Genomic DNA, 16,610 nt, shown 5'->3' on the forward strand with positions numbered 1-16,610 from the left:
TGTCGAAGCATGAGCTTGTCGAAGCGTGGATTTTTTGGGGTGTTTGTTTGTTGATGTTTGAGTGGTGGTGATGGGGCATTTGCCGCTGTTGTTGTTTGGGTTGCTGGCGGCGATCATCGTGCTTTCGGTGATTGCGAAGCGATTCAATACGCCGTATCCGGTGGTGTTTGTGATCGGCGGCGTGTTGTTGGCGTTCTTTCCGGATTTGCCGAGGATCGAATTGGCGCCGAATCTGGTGTTTTTGATCGTGCTTCCGCCGCTGCTCTTTAGCGCGGCGTGGTCGACGGATTGGTTCGAGTTTAAGCGCAACGCGCGGCCGATCGGGTTTCTGGCGATCGGATTGGTCGTGGCATCGACGCTCGTCATCGGCGCAATCGCGCACGCCCTGATTGCGGATATGACGTGGCCGGCGGCGTTCGCGCTCGGTGCGATCGTCGCGCCGCCCGATGCCGTCGCCTCGGAAGCGGTCTTCGCGCGGTTGGCGGTTCCCCGCCGCATCGTCGCGATCCTGAGCGGCGAGGGGCTCGTCAACGATGCGAGCGCGCTCGTCGTGCTGCGGTTTGCGGTTGCCGCCGCCGTGACGGGCGCATTTTCGATCGGTCACGCGCTCGGCGCGTTCGTGCTCGTTTCGCTCGGCGGAATCGCGATCGGATTTCTGGTCGCGTTCGTCATCGAAGGCGTTCAGCGATTCTTAGTCGGACGCGAGGTCGCCGATTCGCTGCTGATCAACGTGGTCATCCTGCTCGCGCCGTACGCCGCCTACCTTCCGGCGGAGGCGCTTCACGTCTCGGGCGTGCTCGCAACGGTGACCGCCGGCATCTACTTGAGCCGCCGCTCCGCGCGCATTGCCGATTCCGAGACTCGCGTCGTCGGTTCGTCGGTTTGGGGCATGCTGGTGCTGCTGCTCAACGGCACGGTCTTTATCGCGATCGGCTTGCAGCTGCGCGGAGTAGTCGCGGCGTTGCCGGGAAACCCGATGCAGATCGCGCTCGACGCGCTCGCCATCTGTGCGTGCGTCATCCTCATTCGCATCGCGTGGGTCATTCCGGCGACGTATCTGCCGCGCGCGTTCAGCAAGCGATTGCGCGAGCGGGATCCGATTCCGTCGTGGCGATCGGTTGCGGTCATCGCGTGGAGCGGAATGCGCGGCATCGTCTCGCTCGCCGCCGCGCTCGCGTTGCCGTTTACCGTTGCGGGCGGAGCGCCGTTCCCGGCTCGCTCGGAGATCATCTTCGTGACCGTCTGCGTCATTTTCGCAACGCTCGTGCTGCAAGGATTCTCGCTGGGGCCGCTCATCGAGTGGCTCGGCATCTCGGAAACGAGCGCGCGCGAACGCGACGAGACGCAGGTGCGCGTACGCGCGCTCGAGGCCGGTCTCGCGCGGCTGCACGCGCTCGAACCGCGATTCACGTCCACGAAAGAGTGGGAGGCCGCGGGGCGATTACTCGCAGAGTACGAGCATCGCATCGATCATCTGCGCGGTCATTTGGACGGCGACGGCTCCGACGTGGCGCAAGCCAACGCCGTCGATCACCGGCTGCAACGCGAGGCGCTCGACGCCGAGCGGGCGGCGATCATGTCGCTGCGGGGAGCCGGCGAGATTCCCGACGAGATCTTTCGTAACATCGAATACGATCTCGACCTCGCCGACATGCGGCTGAAGTGACCGGCGGCCGTTAGCCGGGAATCTGGGGAGCGGGGCTCGGGCTCTCCGACGGCGCGGGCGTTTGCACCGGGACCTCCTCGGGCGTGGCGCTCGGAGCGGGGGTAGCGGGCGGCGGCGCGGTTGGTTTGGTGTTGCCGACCGGAACGATTCGAATGTAGCCCGCGGAATTGTCCTTCCCTTTGAATACGTGAACGTCGGCGCTGTTGCGCGAGTAGCCGGGAGCGCTCGCCGTCACGTTTTGAATGCCGATCGGAATCGTGGCGAGCGTGAAGCCGCCTTGCGCGTCCGCATACGCCGTGTAGATCGCGCCGACCGAGATCAAGGCGTTGGGAACCGGGCGGTTGTTCGTCGCGTCGAGCACGCGTCCGGAGACCGAGCCGTAGTCCTGAACGCCGATGGCGTTCGGATTGGTGCAGCCGCCGCCGTTGGCGTTGCCGAGAAGGAGGACGAATCCCAATGCTAGCCACTTCATACGTTGATAGATTAGAGCTAGCGAGGAAGCGCGCCTGTGACCGGTCCGCAGGAGAAGGAGCCGCCTTTCGCTTGGCTTGGCGAGGGTAACGCGACATGCTTGTGAAAACTTTCAGAAGCGATGAATCCCTATGCTCCCGTAGCCATTTTTGTGGCCGTGGCCGTGGCCGCCGCACTGCTTTTTAGCGTGCTGCCCGGGTTATTGGCCCAGCGCAAACCAAATGCCGAGAAATCGAAGGCGTACGAATGCGGCGTCGAGCCGACCGGCGCGCTCTCCGGCCGTTTTCCGGTCAAGTTCTACTTGATCGCCATGCTCTTCGTGATCTTCGACGTCGAAGCGGCCTCATTCTATCCGTGGGCGGTGCAGATGCATCAGCTGCGCACCTTCGGCCTCGTCGAGATGATCGTTTTCGTGATCGTACTCGCCGTCGGCTACGCCTACGTGTGGAAAAAAGGAGGCTTCCAATGGAGATGAACCCGGGGCATTTCATGCTGGCGAAGCTCGACGACGTCGTTCGCTGGGCGCAAAGTTCGAGCGTCTGGCCGCTCACCATGGGTCTGGCCTGCTGCGCGATCGAGATGATCACGGCGACCTCGGCGGAATACGACATCGCTCGTTTCGGCTCGGAGGTTTTTCGTCCGTCGCCGCGTCAGGCCGATCTCATGATCGTCTCCGGACGGGTCGCGCAGAAGATGGCGCCGATCGTCAAGCGGCTCTACGATCAGATGGCCGATCCCAAATGGGTCATTTCGATGGGTGCGTGCGCGAGTTCGGGCGGGGTCTTCGATAACTATGCCATCGTCCAAGGCGTGGACACGATCGTTCCCGTGGACGTCTACGTGCCGGGCTGTCCCCCCACGCCCGACGGCCTGCTCTATGCGGTCAACCTGATCCAACAACAGATTCGCGAAGGCGGCCGCGGCGGCTTGCTGGCGCGCGCTTAACAGACGAGCGAGAACACTACACTACATGCCTAGTACGCAAACCCCGTCGATCACGGGACTCGCGATCGATCCGACGAGCCTACGCCCGCCGATCGACGACGCCCACATCGAACGCATCGAACCGGCCGCGCTGCACGCGCGCCTGACCGAACTCAAAGGCCAGGGCTACGCGCTGCTGCTCGATATCGGTGCGGCCGATTACCCGCAGCGCGTGCCGCGCTTCGACGTCGTCTACCATCTGCTGAAGGTGCCCAATCGGCGCGCGACCGTAGCCGAAGTCGGAACTCCGCAACGGATTCGCATTTTATGCGGCGTTCCCATCGAGAAGACCGCGCTGCCGACGGCGACCGATCTGTGGTTGAACGCGAACTACGCCGAACGCGAGGTCTACGATCTCTTCGGCATCACCTTCGAAGGGCACCCCGATATGCGGCGCATTCAGATGCCCAACGACTGGGAGGGTCATCCGCTGCGCAAGGACTATCCGCTGCGCGGGCCCGCGCGCGAACGGTCGCCACGGCCGTCGTTTGCGCTCAAGAGTAACGTCCAGGCGGGGACGCCGCCGTCGGGCCGCACGCTCGAGGCGCTGCAGCAGCAGATCGCGCGCGTTCGCAATGAGGACGCGAAGCAATGACCATGAGTGCGACGCCGCTCACGCCGGAGATCGTCTCGCAAGACGGCAACTCGATGGTGCTCTCGATGGGTCCGCAGCATCCTTCCACGCACGGCGTGCTGCAGATCATGCTCGAGATCGAAGGCGAAAACGTCACCAAAGCCGATCCCGAAATCGGCTATCTTCATACCGGCATCGAAAAGACCGCCGAGAATTTGTTTTGGTCGCAGGCGCAGACCGTCGTCGAACGGATGGATTATCTCTCGCCGAGCAACAACGCGTTTTGTTACGTGATGGGCGTGGAGAAACTGCTAGGCGTGACCGGCGACGTTCCCGAACGCGCGCAGCAGATTCGCGTGCTCTTCTCCGAACTCACGCGTATCGCATCGCATCTGTTTTGGCTCGGCACGCACGCGATCGACTTGGGCGCGCTCTCCGGCATTTTCTATTGTCTGGATTTGCGCGAGAATATTCTCGACATGCAGGAGGTCTCGGGCGGCGCCCGCATGCATCCGAACTACCTTCGCGTCGGCGGCGTCAACGGCGACCTGCCGAGCGGATTTATGGATATGCTCGATGCGTTCATCAAGAAGTATCCGGTCCGCATGCGCGAGTTGCGCGGGCTGTTGCAGAAGAATCCCATCCTGCAAGACCGCACGGTCGACGTAGGCATTATGTCGGCGGAAGAAGCCCTGCAGTGGGGCCTCACGGGCCCGAGCCTGCGCGGCAGCGGCGTGGCGTACGACGTGCGCAAAGCCTTTCCGTACAGCGGATACGAGAGCTACGAGTTCGACGTTCCGACCCGCGAAGAAGGCGACTCGTACGCGCGTTTTCTCGTTCGGTTGGACGAGATGGATCAAGCCTATCGCATCGTGCAGCAAGTTCGTAAGCGGCTGGAGAAGCCCGGCCCGGTGATGACCGACAATCCGAAGATTGCCGCACCACCCAAGGAGACGATCGCGCTCTCGATGGAGGCACTGATCCATCACTTCAAAATCGTGAGCGAGGGCTTTCGCGTTCCGCCCGGCGACGTCTATCAGGCGATCGAATCGCCGCGCGGCGAGTTGGCGTATTACATCGTCTCGGACGGCGGCAATCGCCCGTATCGCGTGCGGACGCGTCCGCCATCGCTCTACAACCTGCAAGCGCTCGTCGGGATGGCTCCCGGAAACCTGATCGCGGATTTGGTCGTGATGATCGGTTCGCTCGATCCGGTCTTTGGCGAGGTCGACCGATGATCGACCGATACGAACGCCTGCGCCCGCAGTGCGAAGCGATCGTCGCGCAATACGAAGAGCCGCGCTCGGCGCTCTTGCCGATCGTGCACCTCTTTCAAGAACGCGAAGGCTACGTCAGTCCCGAGGCGATGCGCGCCGCGGCCGACTTCTTGAATCTTTCGCCGGCGGTGGTGGAATCGACCGTGTCGTTCTACACGCTGTTCTTCCGCAAGCCGGTTGGGAAGTACGTGCTGCAAGTCTGCCGGGGACTGGCCTGCACGATCGACGGTGCCGACGACGTTATGGCCTATTTTCGCGAGAAACTCGGAATCGGTCATCTGCAGACGACCGACGACGGGCTCTTCTCGTACGAGGAGGTCGAGTGTTTGGCCGCCTGCGACAAGCCGACGTGCATGCAGGTCAATCTCGAGTTCGTTTACAGTCTCACACCGCAGATGATCGACGAGATGCTCGAGGCGATGCGTGCGGGCAGCTATGCGGTCGCGCCCATGGTGCAGACGGCGAAGCCCGAACGGACGTGGAGCGTGGCACAAGACGGCCAAGTTTCGATGGGCGGCAAATCGGCGGGCGCCGAGGACGTCAGTCATCCGAATAACGCGGGCGGGCTCGACAAGAGCGGCGTCATCATGCTCGACCGCATCGTCTTGGAAGAAGAACGCTTCCGCGGACGCACCCGGGAGCGGCTCGCCAATGCCGATCCCATCATTGCCAAGGTGATCGAAGAGTAATGCCGGTCGTTAAAGTACTCACCGCCGGGATCGGCGAGGCCAACCTGCGCGATATCGACGTGTATCGGTCGCGCGGCGGCTACAAACAACTGCGGCGCGCGCTGACCGAACTCAAACCGGCGGACGTGCTCGACCTCTGCGACAAATCCGGCCTGCGCGGCCGCGGCGGAGCGGGGTTTCCGACCGGCAAGAAGTGGTCGTTCTTACCAAAGAACGACAGCCCGCGCTATTTGGTTTGCAACTGCGACGAGGCCGAGCCCGGCACGTTCAAGGACCACATGCTGCTCGAGGAGACGCCGCATCTGGTGCTCGAGGGCATCCTGCTCGGCGCGTACGGCATTAACTCACATCATGCGTTCATCTATATCCGCGGCGAGTTCAAGCGCGGGTATCAAATCTTTATGGACGCGCTCGAGGCGGCGCGCAAAGCCGGCTTCGTCGGCAAGAATCTCTTCGGCACGGGATACGATCTCGAAGTGACCGTGCATCGCGGCGCGGGCGCGTACATTTGCGGAGAAGAAACGGCGCTGCTCAATTCGCTGGAAGGCAAACGCGGCGAGCCGCGCCTGAAGCCGCCGTTTCCCGCGGTCGCGGGCCTCTACGGCATGCCGACCGTGGTCAATAACGTCGAGACGCTAGGCTACCTCGTCCCGATTCTCGAGCGCGGTGCGGAGTGGTTCGCTTCGGTCGGCACCGAGCGCAGCAAGGGCTACAAAGTTATCTCGGTCAGCGGTCACGTGCGCAATCCCGGCAACTACGAGATGGCGCTGGGCACCACCGTGCGCGAAATCATCGAGATCGCGGGCGGGCTGCGGCCGGGGCGCAAGCTGATGGCAGTGCAGCCCGGCGGCGGTTCCTCCGCGTGCATCTTTGAAGAACACCTCGACCTGCCGTACGATTACGAGTCGATCGCGAAGGCGGGCTCGATGCTGGGCTCCGGCGCGTTTCTCGTGATGGACGACACGACCGACTTCGTGAAGGCGGCGTTCAATCTCGTACGGTTCTTCGCGCACGAATCGTGCGGTCAGTGCACGCCGTGCCGCGAAGGCGGCCATTGGCTCGAGACGGTTCTCGAGCGCCTGCTCCATCATCGCGGGCTGCGCGACGATTACGACATGCTGCTCAAGGTCAGCAACGAGATCACCGGCATCAACCTGTGCGCGCTCGGCGATTCGATCGAACCGTTCCTCGCGTCGGTTCTCAAGCGCTTCCCCGAACAATTTGAGGCGCGAGTGTTTCGAGCGGCCGCGGCGCCCTCAGTCAAAGAAACGGTAAGCGTATAATGCCGGAGCAGGTTAAAGTAGAAAACGTCACCGTCACGATCGACGGCGTTGCGGTGGCCGTGCCGAAAGGCACGCTGCTGGTCGAAGCGGCGAAGCAGATTCGGCGGGAGATTCCGGTCTATTGCTATCACACGAAGATGGGACCGGCGGGTCTGTGCCGCATCTGTCTGGTTGAGATCGAGGGCATGCCGAAACTGCAGATCGCGTGTAACACGCCGGTTACCGACGGCATGATCGTGCACACCGAGAGCGGGAAGGCCGCCGACGGGCGCCGCGCGGTGCTCGAACTCTATTTGGTCAATCATCCGCTGGACTGTCCGATCTGCGACAAGGGCGGCGAATGCGATCTGCAAGACTACGCGATGGCCTACGGCCAAGGCGCCTCGCGCGTTGCCGATGCCAAGGCGAGCAAACCGAAAGCCGTCGATCTCGGTCCGACGATCGTGCTCGATGAAGAGCGGTGCGTCGTCTGTCAGCGCTGCGTGCGCTTCGACGACATCATCACGGGCGACCAGCAGTTGGTGCTCAAAGATCGCGGCGTGCGCAACATCATCGCCACCGCGACCGGCGACCCGTACCACCACGACTTCACGGGCAACGTCACCGAGCTCTGCCCGGTCGGCGCGCTGACCTCCAAAACGTACCGCTTCAAATCGCGCCCGTGGGATCTCAAGCGCGCCCAGACGTCGTGCACGCAATGCAGCGTCGGCTGCCAGCAATTCGTAGACACGCGCGCCGACGTGGTTGCGCGAACGATGTCGGTCGAAACCGACGACGCGATCTCCGACACCTGGCTCTGCGATCGCGGACGCTACAACGTCGGCTTTTACGCCGGCGGCGATCGCATAACGCAGCCCCTTTACAAGCAAGACGGCGAATTCGTACCGATCGGCTGGGACGACGCGCTCGAGCTTTGGGCCAAGGCGATCCTGGCCGCCGATCCGTCGGCGGTGGGCGTCATCGGCGGCGGCCGTTTGACGAACGAAGAAGCGTATCTGCTCCAGCACGTTTTCCGCGCGAAGGGTGTCGGTAATCTCGATTGGCGCGCCGGCCGCCAGCAACAGGCAACGCCCGGGCGCAACGGCGGGTCGCTGCTCGCCCTTGAGGGTGTCAACGCGATCGTCGTGATCGGCGAGTCGCCGGCGCAGCGGGCGCCGGTGATGGATCTGCGCATCCGCAAAGCCGTCAAACGCGGCGCGAAGCTGATTCGCGTGAATTCGCTCGAGATCGCGCCGCCGATCGGCGTCGCCTGCAGCGAGGCCGCGTCGATCGCCGACGCAATCGGCGCGCTCCCGAAAAATGCGCGAACGGTTGCGATCGTTTGGGACGGAGTCGACCGATCGCTCGGCAAAGCGCTCGTGGATGCGCTGCCGCCGGAAATCGCCGTGCTCGCATACGTCACGGGCGAGCAAGGCAACGCGCGCGGCGCGGAGGCGATGGGCATGCACCCGTCGTTCGGGCCGGGCTATGCCGGCGTCCAAAGCGGCAAGGATACGCACGCGATGATTGCCGACGCGCGCGCGGGAAAGCTGCGCGTGCTTTCGATCTTCGGTGCGAACCCCGCGCTGCATTACCCCGACGGTCCGGCGATCGGGCAAGCGCTCGCCAAGACGCCGTTCGTGGTCGTGAGCGAACTTTTCATGACGGCGACCGCGAAGGCGGCGACGCTCGTGCTCCCCGCTAAGGGCGCGTATGAGAAGAACGGCACGACGACCAACCTTGCGGGCGACGTGCTGCCGGTCAACGCGGCGCAGGAATTGCGCGCGCCCGACGACGCACTCTCCGATCTCGAAATGATCGCCGGGCTCGCGGCGCGTCTCGGGGTCGCGCTGCCCTCACACGAAGAACTCGACGCCGCCGTGATAACGCACCTCGCGAGATCGCCGGAACACTTCACCTTCGGCGACGCCGCGTTTGCGACGGGTCGGGGCGCGCCGCACCCGGCAACGGGCGGCGACCTGCGCCTCGTCGTGCATTCCAGCATCTTCGCCGGCGGCGGCACGATCGCGCACGACGACCGGCTCGCCGAACTGGAACCGCTGCCGGAGGTCGCGCTCGGCGCCGCTGACGCGCAAGCGTTCGGCGTGGAGACGGGCGATTACGTCGATCTCGCGAGCGGCGATCGAACGATGCACGACCTCCTCGTCGAAGTGCGTCCGAATCTCCCGCGCGGCGTGGCGGTACTTATCGGCGGCCTGCCCGACGACCCGGCCAACGCGCTCGGCGCCGACGCCGCAGCCACGATAACGAACGTACGAAAAGGGGCTTTGACCGAGGTGCGAGCGTAGCATGAATATTTGGCTGCTCGTTCTAATTAAGTCGGCCGTCCTGCTCCTGGTCGTTATCACGATCTTCGCCTACGCGATGCTCTTCGAGCGCAAAGTGTTGGGTTGGATGCAGCTGCGGCCGGGACCCAATCGCGTCGGGCCGTGGGGCCTGCTGCAGCCGGCAGTCGATGCGGTCAAGATGATCCTTAAAGAAGATCTCACGCCGAACACTGCGGATACGTTCATCTACCGGCTCGCTCCGTTCATCTCGTTGATCACGGCGTTTTCCGTCTATGCGATCATTCCGTTCTCCGAGCCGCGCCCCGGCGACGTTTGGGCGATCGGCGACGTGAACGCGGGGATTCTCTTCCTGCTCGCGATCACGTCGATCGGCGTGTACGGCGTTTCGCTCGGCGGCTGGGCCTCGGGCTCGAAGTACCCGCTGCTGGGCAGCGTGCGCGCGACCGCGCAAATGATCAGCTACGAGCTGTCGATGTCGATGTCGCTCATCGGCGTGCTGATTCTCGCGGGAACGACGTCGCTCGCGGGCATCGTCAACGCGCAGACCCGCCTGTGGTTCGTGGTGCCGCAGATCATCGGCTTTCTCATTTACATCATCACGGCGGTCGCCGAGACGAATCGCGCGCCGTTCGATCTCGTCGAAGCCGATGCCGAACTGGTCGGCGGGTTCAACACGGAGTACTCGGGGTTGCGCTTTGGGTTGTTCTTCATTGCCGAGTACATCAATATGCTGACCGTTTCGTGCATCGCGACGCTGCTTTTCCTGGGCGGCTGGAATCCGTTTTTCGGTCTCTCCGCCGTGCCGGGAATCGTCTGGTTTCTCATCAAGGTAGCGTTCTTTATGTTCCTGTACATCTGGTTGCGGGCGACGCTGCCGCGCTTCCGGTACGATCGCCTGATGGCCTTCGGCTGGAAAGTGCTGCTGCCGATAGCGACGCTCAATTTGATCGGGACGGCCGTCGTCGTCGCGATCTGGGGTTAGAATGCGTAAAAACTTGTTTAACGTCGGCGCCATTCTCCAGGGAATGGGCATCACGTTTAAGTTCATGTTCGCGAAGCGGCCGACGATCGAATATCCGTCGGTAAAGAAGCAGCACGCGCCGCGTTTTCACGGTTTGCACGAATTGCGCCGCTACGGCGACGGCAAGGAGCGCTGCATCGGCTGCGAATTGTGCTCGAGCGCCTGCCCCGCCAACGCGATCACCGTGATCGGTGCGGAGAACTCACCGGAGGATCGCAAATCCCCGGGCGAACGCTACGCCGCGCGCTACGAGATCGACGAACTGCGCTGCATTTTTTGCGGCATGTGCGAAGAAGCGTGCCCGACCGATGCCATCGTGCTGACGCCGCGCTTCGAAATGTCCGACTACCGGCGCGGCTCGTTCATCTACTCCAAGGACCGGCTGCTGGTGCCGCCGGAGGCCGGCGTCGGCCTCGCGCCGGACGAGCGCCCCAACGGCATTCCGTCGGATCTCGGCCGCGTCGCCGACATGAAGTCGACGATCAATATCGCGGAGGGCTACTCCGCAACGTGGCGCGGCGAGATCCTCAAAACGCAGCGTAAAGGACTCACCGAGTTATGACGGTCGCTTTTTGGATCCTGGCCGTGCTGCTCATCGCGAGCGCGATGTGGGTGGTAACGGCGAAGAAACCGATCTACAGCGTGGTCGGACTGCTCGCGCATTTTGCGTTCTTAGCGATCACGTACTTCATGCTGACTGCCGAATTCATCGCGGTTATCCAGATCATCGTCTACAGCGGCGCGATCTTAATCCTCTTCCTGTTCGTCATCGCTTTGCTCTCGAGCGGCACGGCGGCATTCTCGGTCGGGCCGGACCGCATGCCGAAAGCGGCGATTCCGGCCGCGATCGTGGCGCTCGTCGCGCTGGGCTTCGTGGTGTACGGCGTCTCGCATGCGGCGTTTGCTTCCACCGCCGGAGCGACGACGAGCATGAACGGTTCGGCGCTCGGCCCGGTGGGAACGGCCAACGTCTTCGGCTCGGTTGCCGATTTCGGCCGCGCGCTCTTTACGACGAATTTGCTTCCGTTTGAAGTCACCGCGCTGATCTTGATGGTCGCGGTCATCGGCGTCGTGCTGCTCGCCGGCGATGCGACGCCATACGTGCCCAGCCGGAAGCGGGCACGAATCGTCGATCGCGAGATGCGCGACGCCGTTCTGCGCGCGGGAGAAGAATAATGGCCGAAACCTTACCGGTCGCGATCGCGAACTACATCGGCCTCTCCGCCGTGATCTTTTTCATCGGCGTCGCCGGCGTGCTCTTGCGACGCAATCCGCTGATCATGCTCATGAGCATCGAGCTTATGTGGAACGCTGCGAATCTGTTGTTTCTCACGTTTGCCAAAGCGTGGCTCAATAACGCCGGACATATTTTCGCCTTTTTGGTGATTACCGTCGCGGCGGCAGAAGCGGCCATCGGCCTAGCCATCGTGGTGACCGTCTTTAGGACCGCGCGCAACGTCGACGTCGACGAAGTCGCTTTGATGAAGGGATAGCGTTGACACATCACATCATGGGCGTTACGGGCAGTTATCCGCTGCTGTTCCTGATTTGGCTGCTGCCGCTCGCCGGAGCGATCGCGTGCTTTGCCTTCGGCCCACAGCTCAAACGCGCCGCCGGCTGGCTCGGCAGTCTGGCGATCTTGCTCTCGTTCGTTGCGACGCTGTTCTCGTGGAGTGCCGCCACGCAGAGTGCCGGCGGCACGGTCGGCGCACATCAGGCGCTCTTTTCGTGGCTGCCCGGCTTCGACTTCGGCCTCCTCTTGGATCCGCTCTCGCTGATTTGGGTCCTCATTATCACCGGCGTCGGTTTCCTGATCCACCTGTACTCCATCGGGTACATGCACGCCGATAACGCGATCGCGCGGTTCTTCGGCTATTTGAATTTCTTCGTGTTTGCGATGCTCACGCTCGTGCTCTCCGACAATTTCATCGGGTTGCTCGTCGGCTGGGGCCTGGTGGGACTGGCATCGTATTTCCTGATCGGGTTCTGGTTCTATAAGCCCTCGGCCGTCGCCGCGGCCCGCAAGGCCTTCGTGATTAACGTCGTCGGAGACGTCGGTATCATGTTCGCGATCTTCGTGCTCTTTGCGAAGGTCGGCTCGCTCGGCTTCGGCGACGTCTTTGCCAATGCCGGAAATCTGGGCGGTTGGCTGCTGATCGTCTGCGTCGCGCTCTTCATCGGTGCGGCGGCAAAATCGGCGCAGATTCCGCTGCACACGTGGCTCGCCGATGCGATGGAAGGCCCGACGCCGGTCTCCGCGCTTATCCACGCCGCAACGATGGTCACCGCGGGCGTCTATTTGGTCGCGCGCTGCTGGCCGCTGTGGAACGCCTCCGCCGACGCCCAGCTGCTCGTCGGCACGATCGGCGGATTGACGGCGCTGCTCGGCGCGATTCTCGGGATCGCGCAATGGGACATCAAGCGCATCCTCGCCTATTCGACGATGTCGCAGATCGGCTACATGATCATGGGCGTCGGCGTGGGCGCGTACGAAGCCGGCGTCGCACACTTTTTCACGCACGCGTTCTTCAAGGCGTGTCTCTTTCTCGGCGCGGGTTTGATCATTCACGAGCTCGCCGACGAACAGGATATTCGCCGTATGGGCGGCCTGCGTAAGCGTATGCCGTTCGCGTTCTGGTGCATGCTCGCCGCCGTGCTCGCGATCTCGGGCATTCCCGGGTTTGCGGGTTCGTTCAGTAAGGACGCCGTGATCTACGGGACGCTGCAGCACGGGCATCCCTGGCTCTACGTCACCGGCATCGTTACCGCCGGCATCACGGCGTACTACATGTTCCGGCTGTTCTTCGTGACGTTTTTGGGCGAGTATCGCGGCGACGTGGATCCATCGCTGCTGGGGATTCGTCATCCGGAGTTGGCCGGTCAGCCCGTCCCGCACGACGAGCACGGCTCGCACGCTTCGCACGCTCCGGCGTGGATCATGAATCTTCCGGTCGGCCTGCTGGCAGTCGGTTCGGTGGTTGCGGGATATCTGCTGATCGGCGGCGAGAATTCGGCGTGGTCGAAGTTCTTCGCCAATACGTTCCGGGCGGAGATCGTCGTGGTGCCGGCCATTAACGAGACGGTTACGACCGCGATCGTCGTGCTCGTCGTGCTCGCCGGCATCGCGATTGCGTACCTCCGCTATGCAACGAAGACGGCGCTCGCGCAGGCCGCCGGGCGACTAGCGAGTGAAAGCGTGCGGCTTCCCGCGCTGCTCGTGAACAAATACTACTTCGATGAAGCGATCGACTGGGTCTTCGTGCGTCCGGCTCAAGCACTCGGCACGATCTTCGGCCGGTTCGTCGATCCGCACGTGATCGACGGTGCCGTACGCGAGGCCGCGATCTCGAGCCGCTGGCTCGGGCACCTCGTTCGCAGTTTCCAGACGGGCCTGGTTCGGGCATACGCGCTCGTCATCGTTTTCGGCGCCGCGTGCTTTATCGCGTACTACGCGCTGCTTGGAGGTGCGCGCTAATGGCACTCGTGCTCGTCCTGTTGCCGATCGTTGCGGGGTTTCTGCTCTTCGTGCTGCCGAAGGAGGACCGCGCGGTCTCCAAAACGATCGGCGCCGTCGTCGCGGCCGTTACGTTCCTGCTGACGATCTTCGCGCGGGACGGCGGCGACTTCAGCGTTCGTTGGCTCTCGCGCCCGTTTGCATCGAACTTCCACTTTAACGTCGGCGGCGTCTCCTACTGGATCGCGCTGCTGCTGGCGCTCTGTACGTTCTGTGCGATCCTCGCAGCCAACGTGCCGCGGCTACGCTCGTTCGTCGCGCTCGTACTCATTCTCGAAGGCACGATGCTCGGCGTCTTTACGGCGCGCGACTTGGTGGCGTTCGCGCTGTTCTGGGATTTGATGCTGATCCCGGTGTTCTTTACGCTCGCCGGCTGGGGCGAGCACCGCGAGACCGCCTGGCGCTACATCATCTACAATTTTGCCGGCGGTTTGACGCTGCTGCTCGCGACGGCGGCGTTCGGCGTACTCTACGGAACGACCGACGTGATCGGAACGAGCCACCAGCTCGTCGGCTCTTGGATCCCGTGGATCTTCGCCGGTTTTGCGTTCGCATTCTTGGTCAAGACGCCGGTTTTTCCGCTGCACACCTGGATGCCGGCAACCTACGCCGATACGCCCTCTCCGATGGTTGCCGTCGTCTCGGCCGTTCAATCGAAGGCCGGGCTCTACGGTTTTATCGTCATCGCGCTGCCGTTCATGCGCGACGCAATGGTCAACTCGCAATGGTTCTTTATCGTGCTGGGATTGATCTCGCTGCTGTACGGTGCCTACGTCGCGCTCGTCCAAACCGACGGCAAGCGGATCGTGGCCTACTCCTCGCTCTCCCATTTGGGCTTGATCCTCATCGCGATCTTTAGTTTCAATCCGGTCGCGCTCGAGGGCGCGATCGTCTACATCGTCGCGCACGGACTCTTCAGCGCGGCGCTCTTTCTGGTTCTCGGCTACATCGAGGAGCGCGAAGATACGCGATCGCTCGTGCGGCTCGGCGGACTCGGCCGGGCGAACCCGCGCCTCGCCGGCGCCTTCACCATCGCCGCGCTGGCCGCGCTCGGTCTGCCCGGTCTCGCGGGCTTTGCTGGAGAGATCGTCATCTTAACCGGGGTCTTTCGAGGCGGTTTGTGGTGGCCGGCGTTGATCGCGCTCGTGCCGATCGTCATCGCGGCAGCGTACATCTTGCGCTTGCTGCAGGGGATGATCAACGGTCCCGAAGTGGTCGATCTTCCCGAGCGCCGCGACCTTACGTGGATTGAAGGACTCGCTCTCGCGCCGCTGCTGGCGGCGCTAGTCGTTCTGGGAATTAACCCGCACGCCGTGCTCTCGAGCGCGCTTGCGCCGCCCACCGTCGCCGGCAGCCTTCACGGTCACCCGTCCCAACTCGCAGAAGCGGAGCGCCGTTAACCCATGAATATGAACGTATACGGGCATGCCGATTGGAATGCGGTCGTTCCATTGTTTGTGGTGGGCGCCACCGCGCTCGTCGTGCTGTTTGTCGATCTGCTCACCAAGCGCGGCGCGAAACGCTACGTGTCGATCGCGATCGGCATCCTCGGATCGATCGTCGCGGGCGCGCTCGCCGCGCGCGGATACCACCAGAGCTTCAATGCCTTTAACGGCGGGTTCGTTCTCGGCGGATTTGCCGTCGTTTTCGAAGAGATCATCATCGTCGCGGCGATCTTTTCGCTCGCGCTGTACGGCGCGATCGGACGCGAGGATCGCATGTCGGGCGCCGTCGCGTTGATGCTGTGGAGCACTGCGGGCGCGATGCTCATGGCCGGTGCGGCAAACCTGATGACGATCTTCCTTGGGCTGGAGCTGCTTTCGCTCGCGCTTTACTGCCTGTGCGGGCTCGCGACCCGGCCTTCGTCGCGCGAATCGGCGCTCAAATATCTGATCCTCTCGTCGACGGCCTCGGGATTCATGCTCTACGGGATGGCGCTGCTCTTCGGGGCGACCGGGAGCGTCGCGCTCGCGAGCCTAGCCGCGCCCGCGATGGCGGGGAATCCCCTCTTTTGGCTGGGCTCCGGACTCTTTTTGATCGGCATCGCCTTCAAGTTGAGTTTGGTACCGTTTCACATCTGGGCGCCCGATGTGTACGAAGGTGCGCCGCTGCCGGTGACGGCGTTTATGAGTGTCGTCACCAAGGCCGGCACGCTCGCCGTCTTCGCGCGATTCGCCTATGCGGCGTTGCCGGCCGCCGCGGCTCACGCGCTGCTGCTGCCGATCTGGATCGTCGCCGGCATCTCGATGATCGCCGGCAACCTCGGTATGCTCGCTCAGACCGATATGAAGCGTTTGCTCGCATACTCGGGCATCGCGCAGATCGGCTACATCGTTGCGGCGCTCGCGGGCGGTACCTCGCTCGGCATGCGGTATGCGATCTACTATCTCGCGGCCTACACGTTCATGAATCTCGGCGCGTTTGCGGTGGTCGCGCTCTGCTCGACCGATGCCGAAGAAGGGTCGCGAATCGCGTCGTTCCACGGGCTGGCTCGGCGTCGTCCGGTGCTCGCCGTGGCGATGACCTTCTTCCTGCTCGCGCTCGCCGGCTTTCCTCCGACGGCCGGATTTCTCGGGAAGATCTTGATCCTCTCGACGAACGTCGCGGCCGGATATGCGTGGCTCGGAATGTTGCTGATCGTCGGAACCGCGATCTCGCTCTACGCCTACTTCAAAGTCATCCGGCTGATGTTCGATCGCAGCGACGCGCGCCACGCGGCGGATATTCGCCCGACGGCACCGCTCGCATGGGTGAGTCTCGCGATCTGCCTGATCGGCGTGATCGTGTTGACGTTCTATCCGCTCACCCCGAGCAACGTCCTGCCGCTCGTGAAGTAGCGGGTC

At 63.1% G+C, this 16,610-nt stretch carries 16 protein-coding genes; 15 read left to right on the forward strand and 1 reads right to left on the reverse strand.

Going from position 1 to position 16,610, the window contains the following annotated elements; genetic code table 11:
- The first annotated feature begins 70 nt into the window (after positions 1-70).
- The gene (locus VIG32_08185) at positions 71-1,666 is read left to right on the forward strand and encodes a Na+/H+ antiporter (GenBank protein ID HEY8297983.1); all 1,596 of its coding nucleotides are present in this window, start codon (positions 71-73) and stop codon (positions 1,664-1,666) included.
- A 10-nt stretch (positions 1,667-1,676) separates the two neighbouring features.
- Here the strand turns inward: VIG32_08185 and VIG32_08190 are convergent, their stop codons facing one another.
- On the reverse strand, positions 1,677-2,138 hold the full coding sequence (locus VIG32_08190; GenBank protein ID HEY8297984.1) for a carboxypeptidase-like regulatory domain-containing protein: 462 nt from the start codon (positions 2,136-2,138) through the stop codon (positions 1,677-1,679).
- Positions 2,139-2,258: 120 nt separating this feature from the next.
- Here VIG32_08190 and VIG32_08195 point away from each other — a divergent pair, with 120 nt between their 5' ends.
- The 14 genes from VIG32_08195 to VIG32_08260 are packed head-to-tail and all read left to right on the forward strand — an operon-like array spanning position 2,259 to position 16,604.
- Entirely contained in the window at positions 2,259-2,612 is a 354-nt protein-coding gene (locus VIG32_08195; GenBank protein ID HEY8297985.1) for an NADH-quinone oxidoreductase subunit A, read from the forward strand.
- Complete coding sequence (locus VIG32_08200; GenBank protein HEY8297986.1) at positions 2,603-3,082, forward strand: NADH-quinone oxidoreductase subunit B family protein; 480 nt, start codon at positions 2,603-2,605, stop codon at positions 3,080-3,082. The genes VIG32_08195 and VIG32_08200 overlap by 10 nt, the downstream gene beginning before the upstream one ends.
- Before the next feature lie 25 nt (positions 3,083-3,107).
- Positions 3,108-3,716, forward strand: coding sequence for an NADH-quinone oxidoreductase subunit C (locus tag VIG32_08205; GenBank protein ID HEY8297987.1), 609 nt, complete (start codon positions 3,108-3,110; stop codon positions 3,714-3,716).
- Between the two features lie 2 nt (positions 3,717-3,718).
- Complete coding sequence (gene nuoD / locus VIG32_08210) at positions 3,719-4,933, forward strand: NADH dehydrogenase (quinone) subunit D (protein HEY8297988.1); 1,215 nt, start codon at positions 3,719-3,721, stop codon at positions 4,931-4,933.
- Positions 4,930-5,661, forward strand: a complete 732-nt coding sequence (locus VIG32_08215) for an NAD(P)H-dependent oxidoreductase subunit E (protein HEY8297989.1) — start codon at positions 4,930-4,932, stop codon at positions 5,659-5,661. Before nuoD ends, VIG32_08215 begins: the two co-directional genes overlap by 4 nt.
- Entirely contained in the window at positions 5,661-6,944 is a 1,284-nt protein-coding gene (gene nuoF / locus VIG32_08220; protein ID HEY8297990.1) for an NADH-quinone oxidoreductase subunit NuoF, read from the forward strand. The genes VIG32_08215 and nuoF overlap by 1 nt, the downstream gene beginning before the upstream one ends.
- The gene (locus tag VIG32_08225; GenBank protein ID HEY8297991.1) at positions 6,944-9,232 is read left to right on the forward strand and encodes a molybdopterin-dependent oxidoreductase; all 2,289 of its coding nucleotides are present in this window, start codon (positions 6,944-6,946) and stop codon (positions 9,230-9,232) included. The genes nuoF and VIG32_08225 overlap by 1 nt, the downstream gene beginning before the upstream one ends.
- 1 nt (position 9,233) lies before the next feature.
- Complete coding sequence (gene nuoH / locus VIG32_08230) at positions 9,234-10,214, forward strand: NADH-quinone oxidoreductase subunit NuoH (protein ID HEY8297992.1); 981 nt, start codon at positions 9,234-9,236, stop codon at positions 10,212-10,214.
- 1 nt (position 10,215) lies between these two features.
- Positions 10,216-10,815, forward strand: coding sequence for an NADH-quinone oxidoreductase subunit NuoI (nuoI, locus tag VIG32_08235; protein HEY8297993.1), 600 nt, complete (start codon positions 10,216-10,218; stop codon positions 10,813-10,815).
- Complete coding sequence (locus VIG32_08240) at positions 10,812-11,429, forward strand: NADH-quinone oxidoreductase subunit J (protein HEY8297994.1); 618 nt, start codon at positions 10,812-10,814, stop codon at positions 11,427-11,429. The genes nuoI and VIG32_08240 overlap by 4 nt, the downstream gene beginning before the upstream one ends.
- On the forward strand, positions 11,429-11,746 hold the full coding sequence (gene nuoK / locus VIG32_08245) for an NADH-quinone oxidoreductase subunit NuoK (protein ID HEY8297995.1): 318 nt from the start codon (positions 11,429-11,431) through the stop codon (positions 11,744-11,746). The genes VIG32_08240 and nuoK overlap by 1 nt, the downstream gene beginning before the upstream one ends.
- 2 nt (positions 11,747-11,748) lie before the next feature.
- Positions 11,749-13,728 (forward strand): NADH-quinone oxidoreductase subunit L, encoded by a 1,980-nt coding sequence (gene nuoL, locus VIG32_08250; GenBank protein HEY8297996.1) that lies wholly within the window; start codon positions 11,749-11,751, stop codon positions 13,726-13,728.
- Positions 13,728-15,167, forward strand: coding sequence for an NADH-quinone oxidoreductase subunit M (locus VIG32_08255; GenBank protein ID HEY8297997.1), 1,440 nt, complete (start codon positions 13,728-13,730; stop codon positions 15,165-15,167). Before nuoL ends, VIG32_08255 begins: the two co-directional genes overlap by 1 nt.
- Before the next feature lie 3 nt (positions 15,168-15,170).
- Positions 15,171-16,604, forward strand: coding sequence for an NADH-quinone oxidoreductase subunit N (locus tag VIG32_08260; protein HEY8297998.1), 1,434 nt, complete (start codon positions 15,171-15,173; stop codon positions 16,602-16,604).
- Positions 16,605-16,610: the final 6 nt, after the last annotated feature.

This window comes from Candidatus Baltobacteraceae bacterium (assembly GCA_036559195.1).
GTDB lineage: Bacteria > Vulcanimicrobiota > Vulcanimicrobiia > Vulcanimicrobiales > Vulcanimicrobiaceae > JALYTZ01.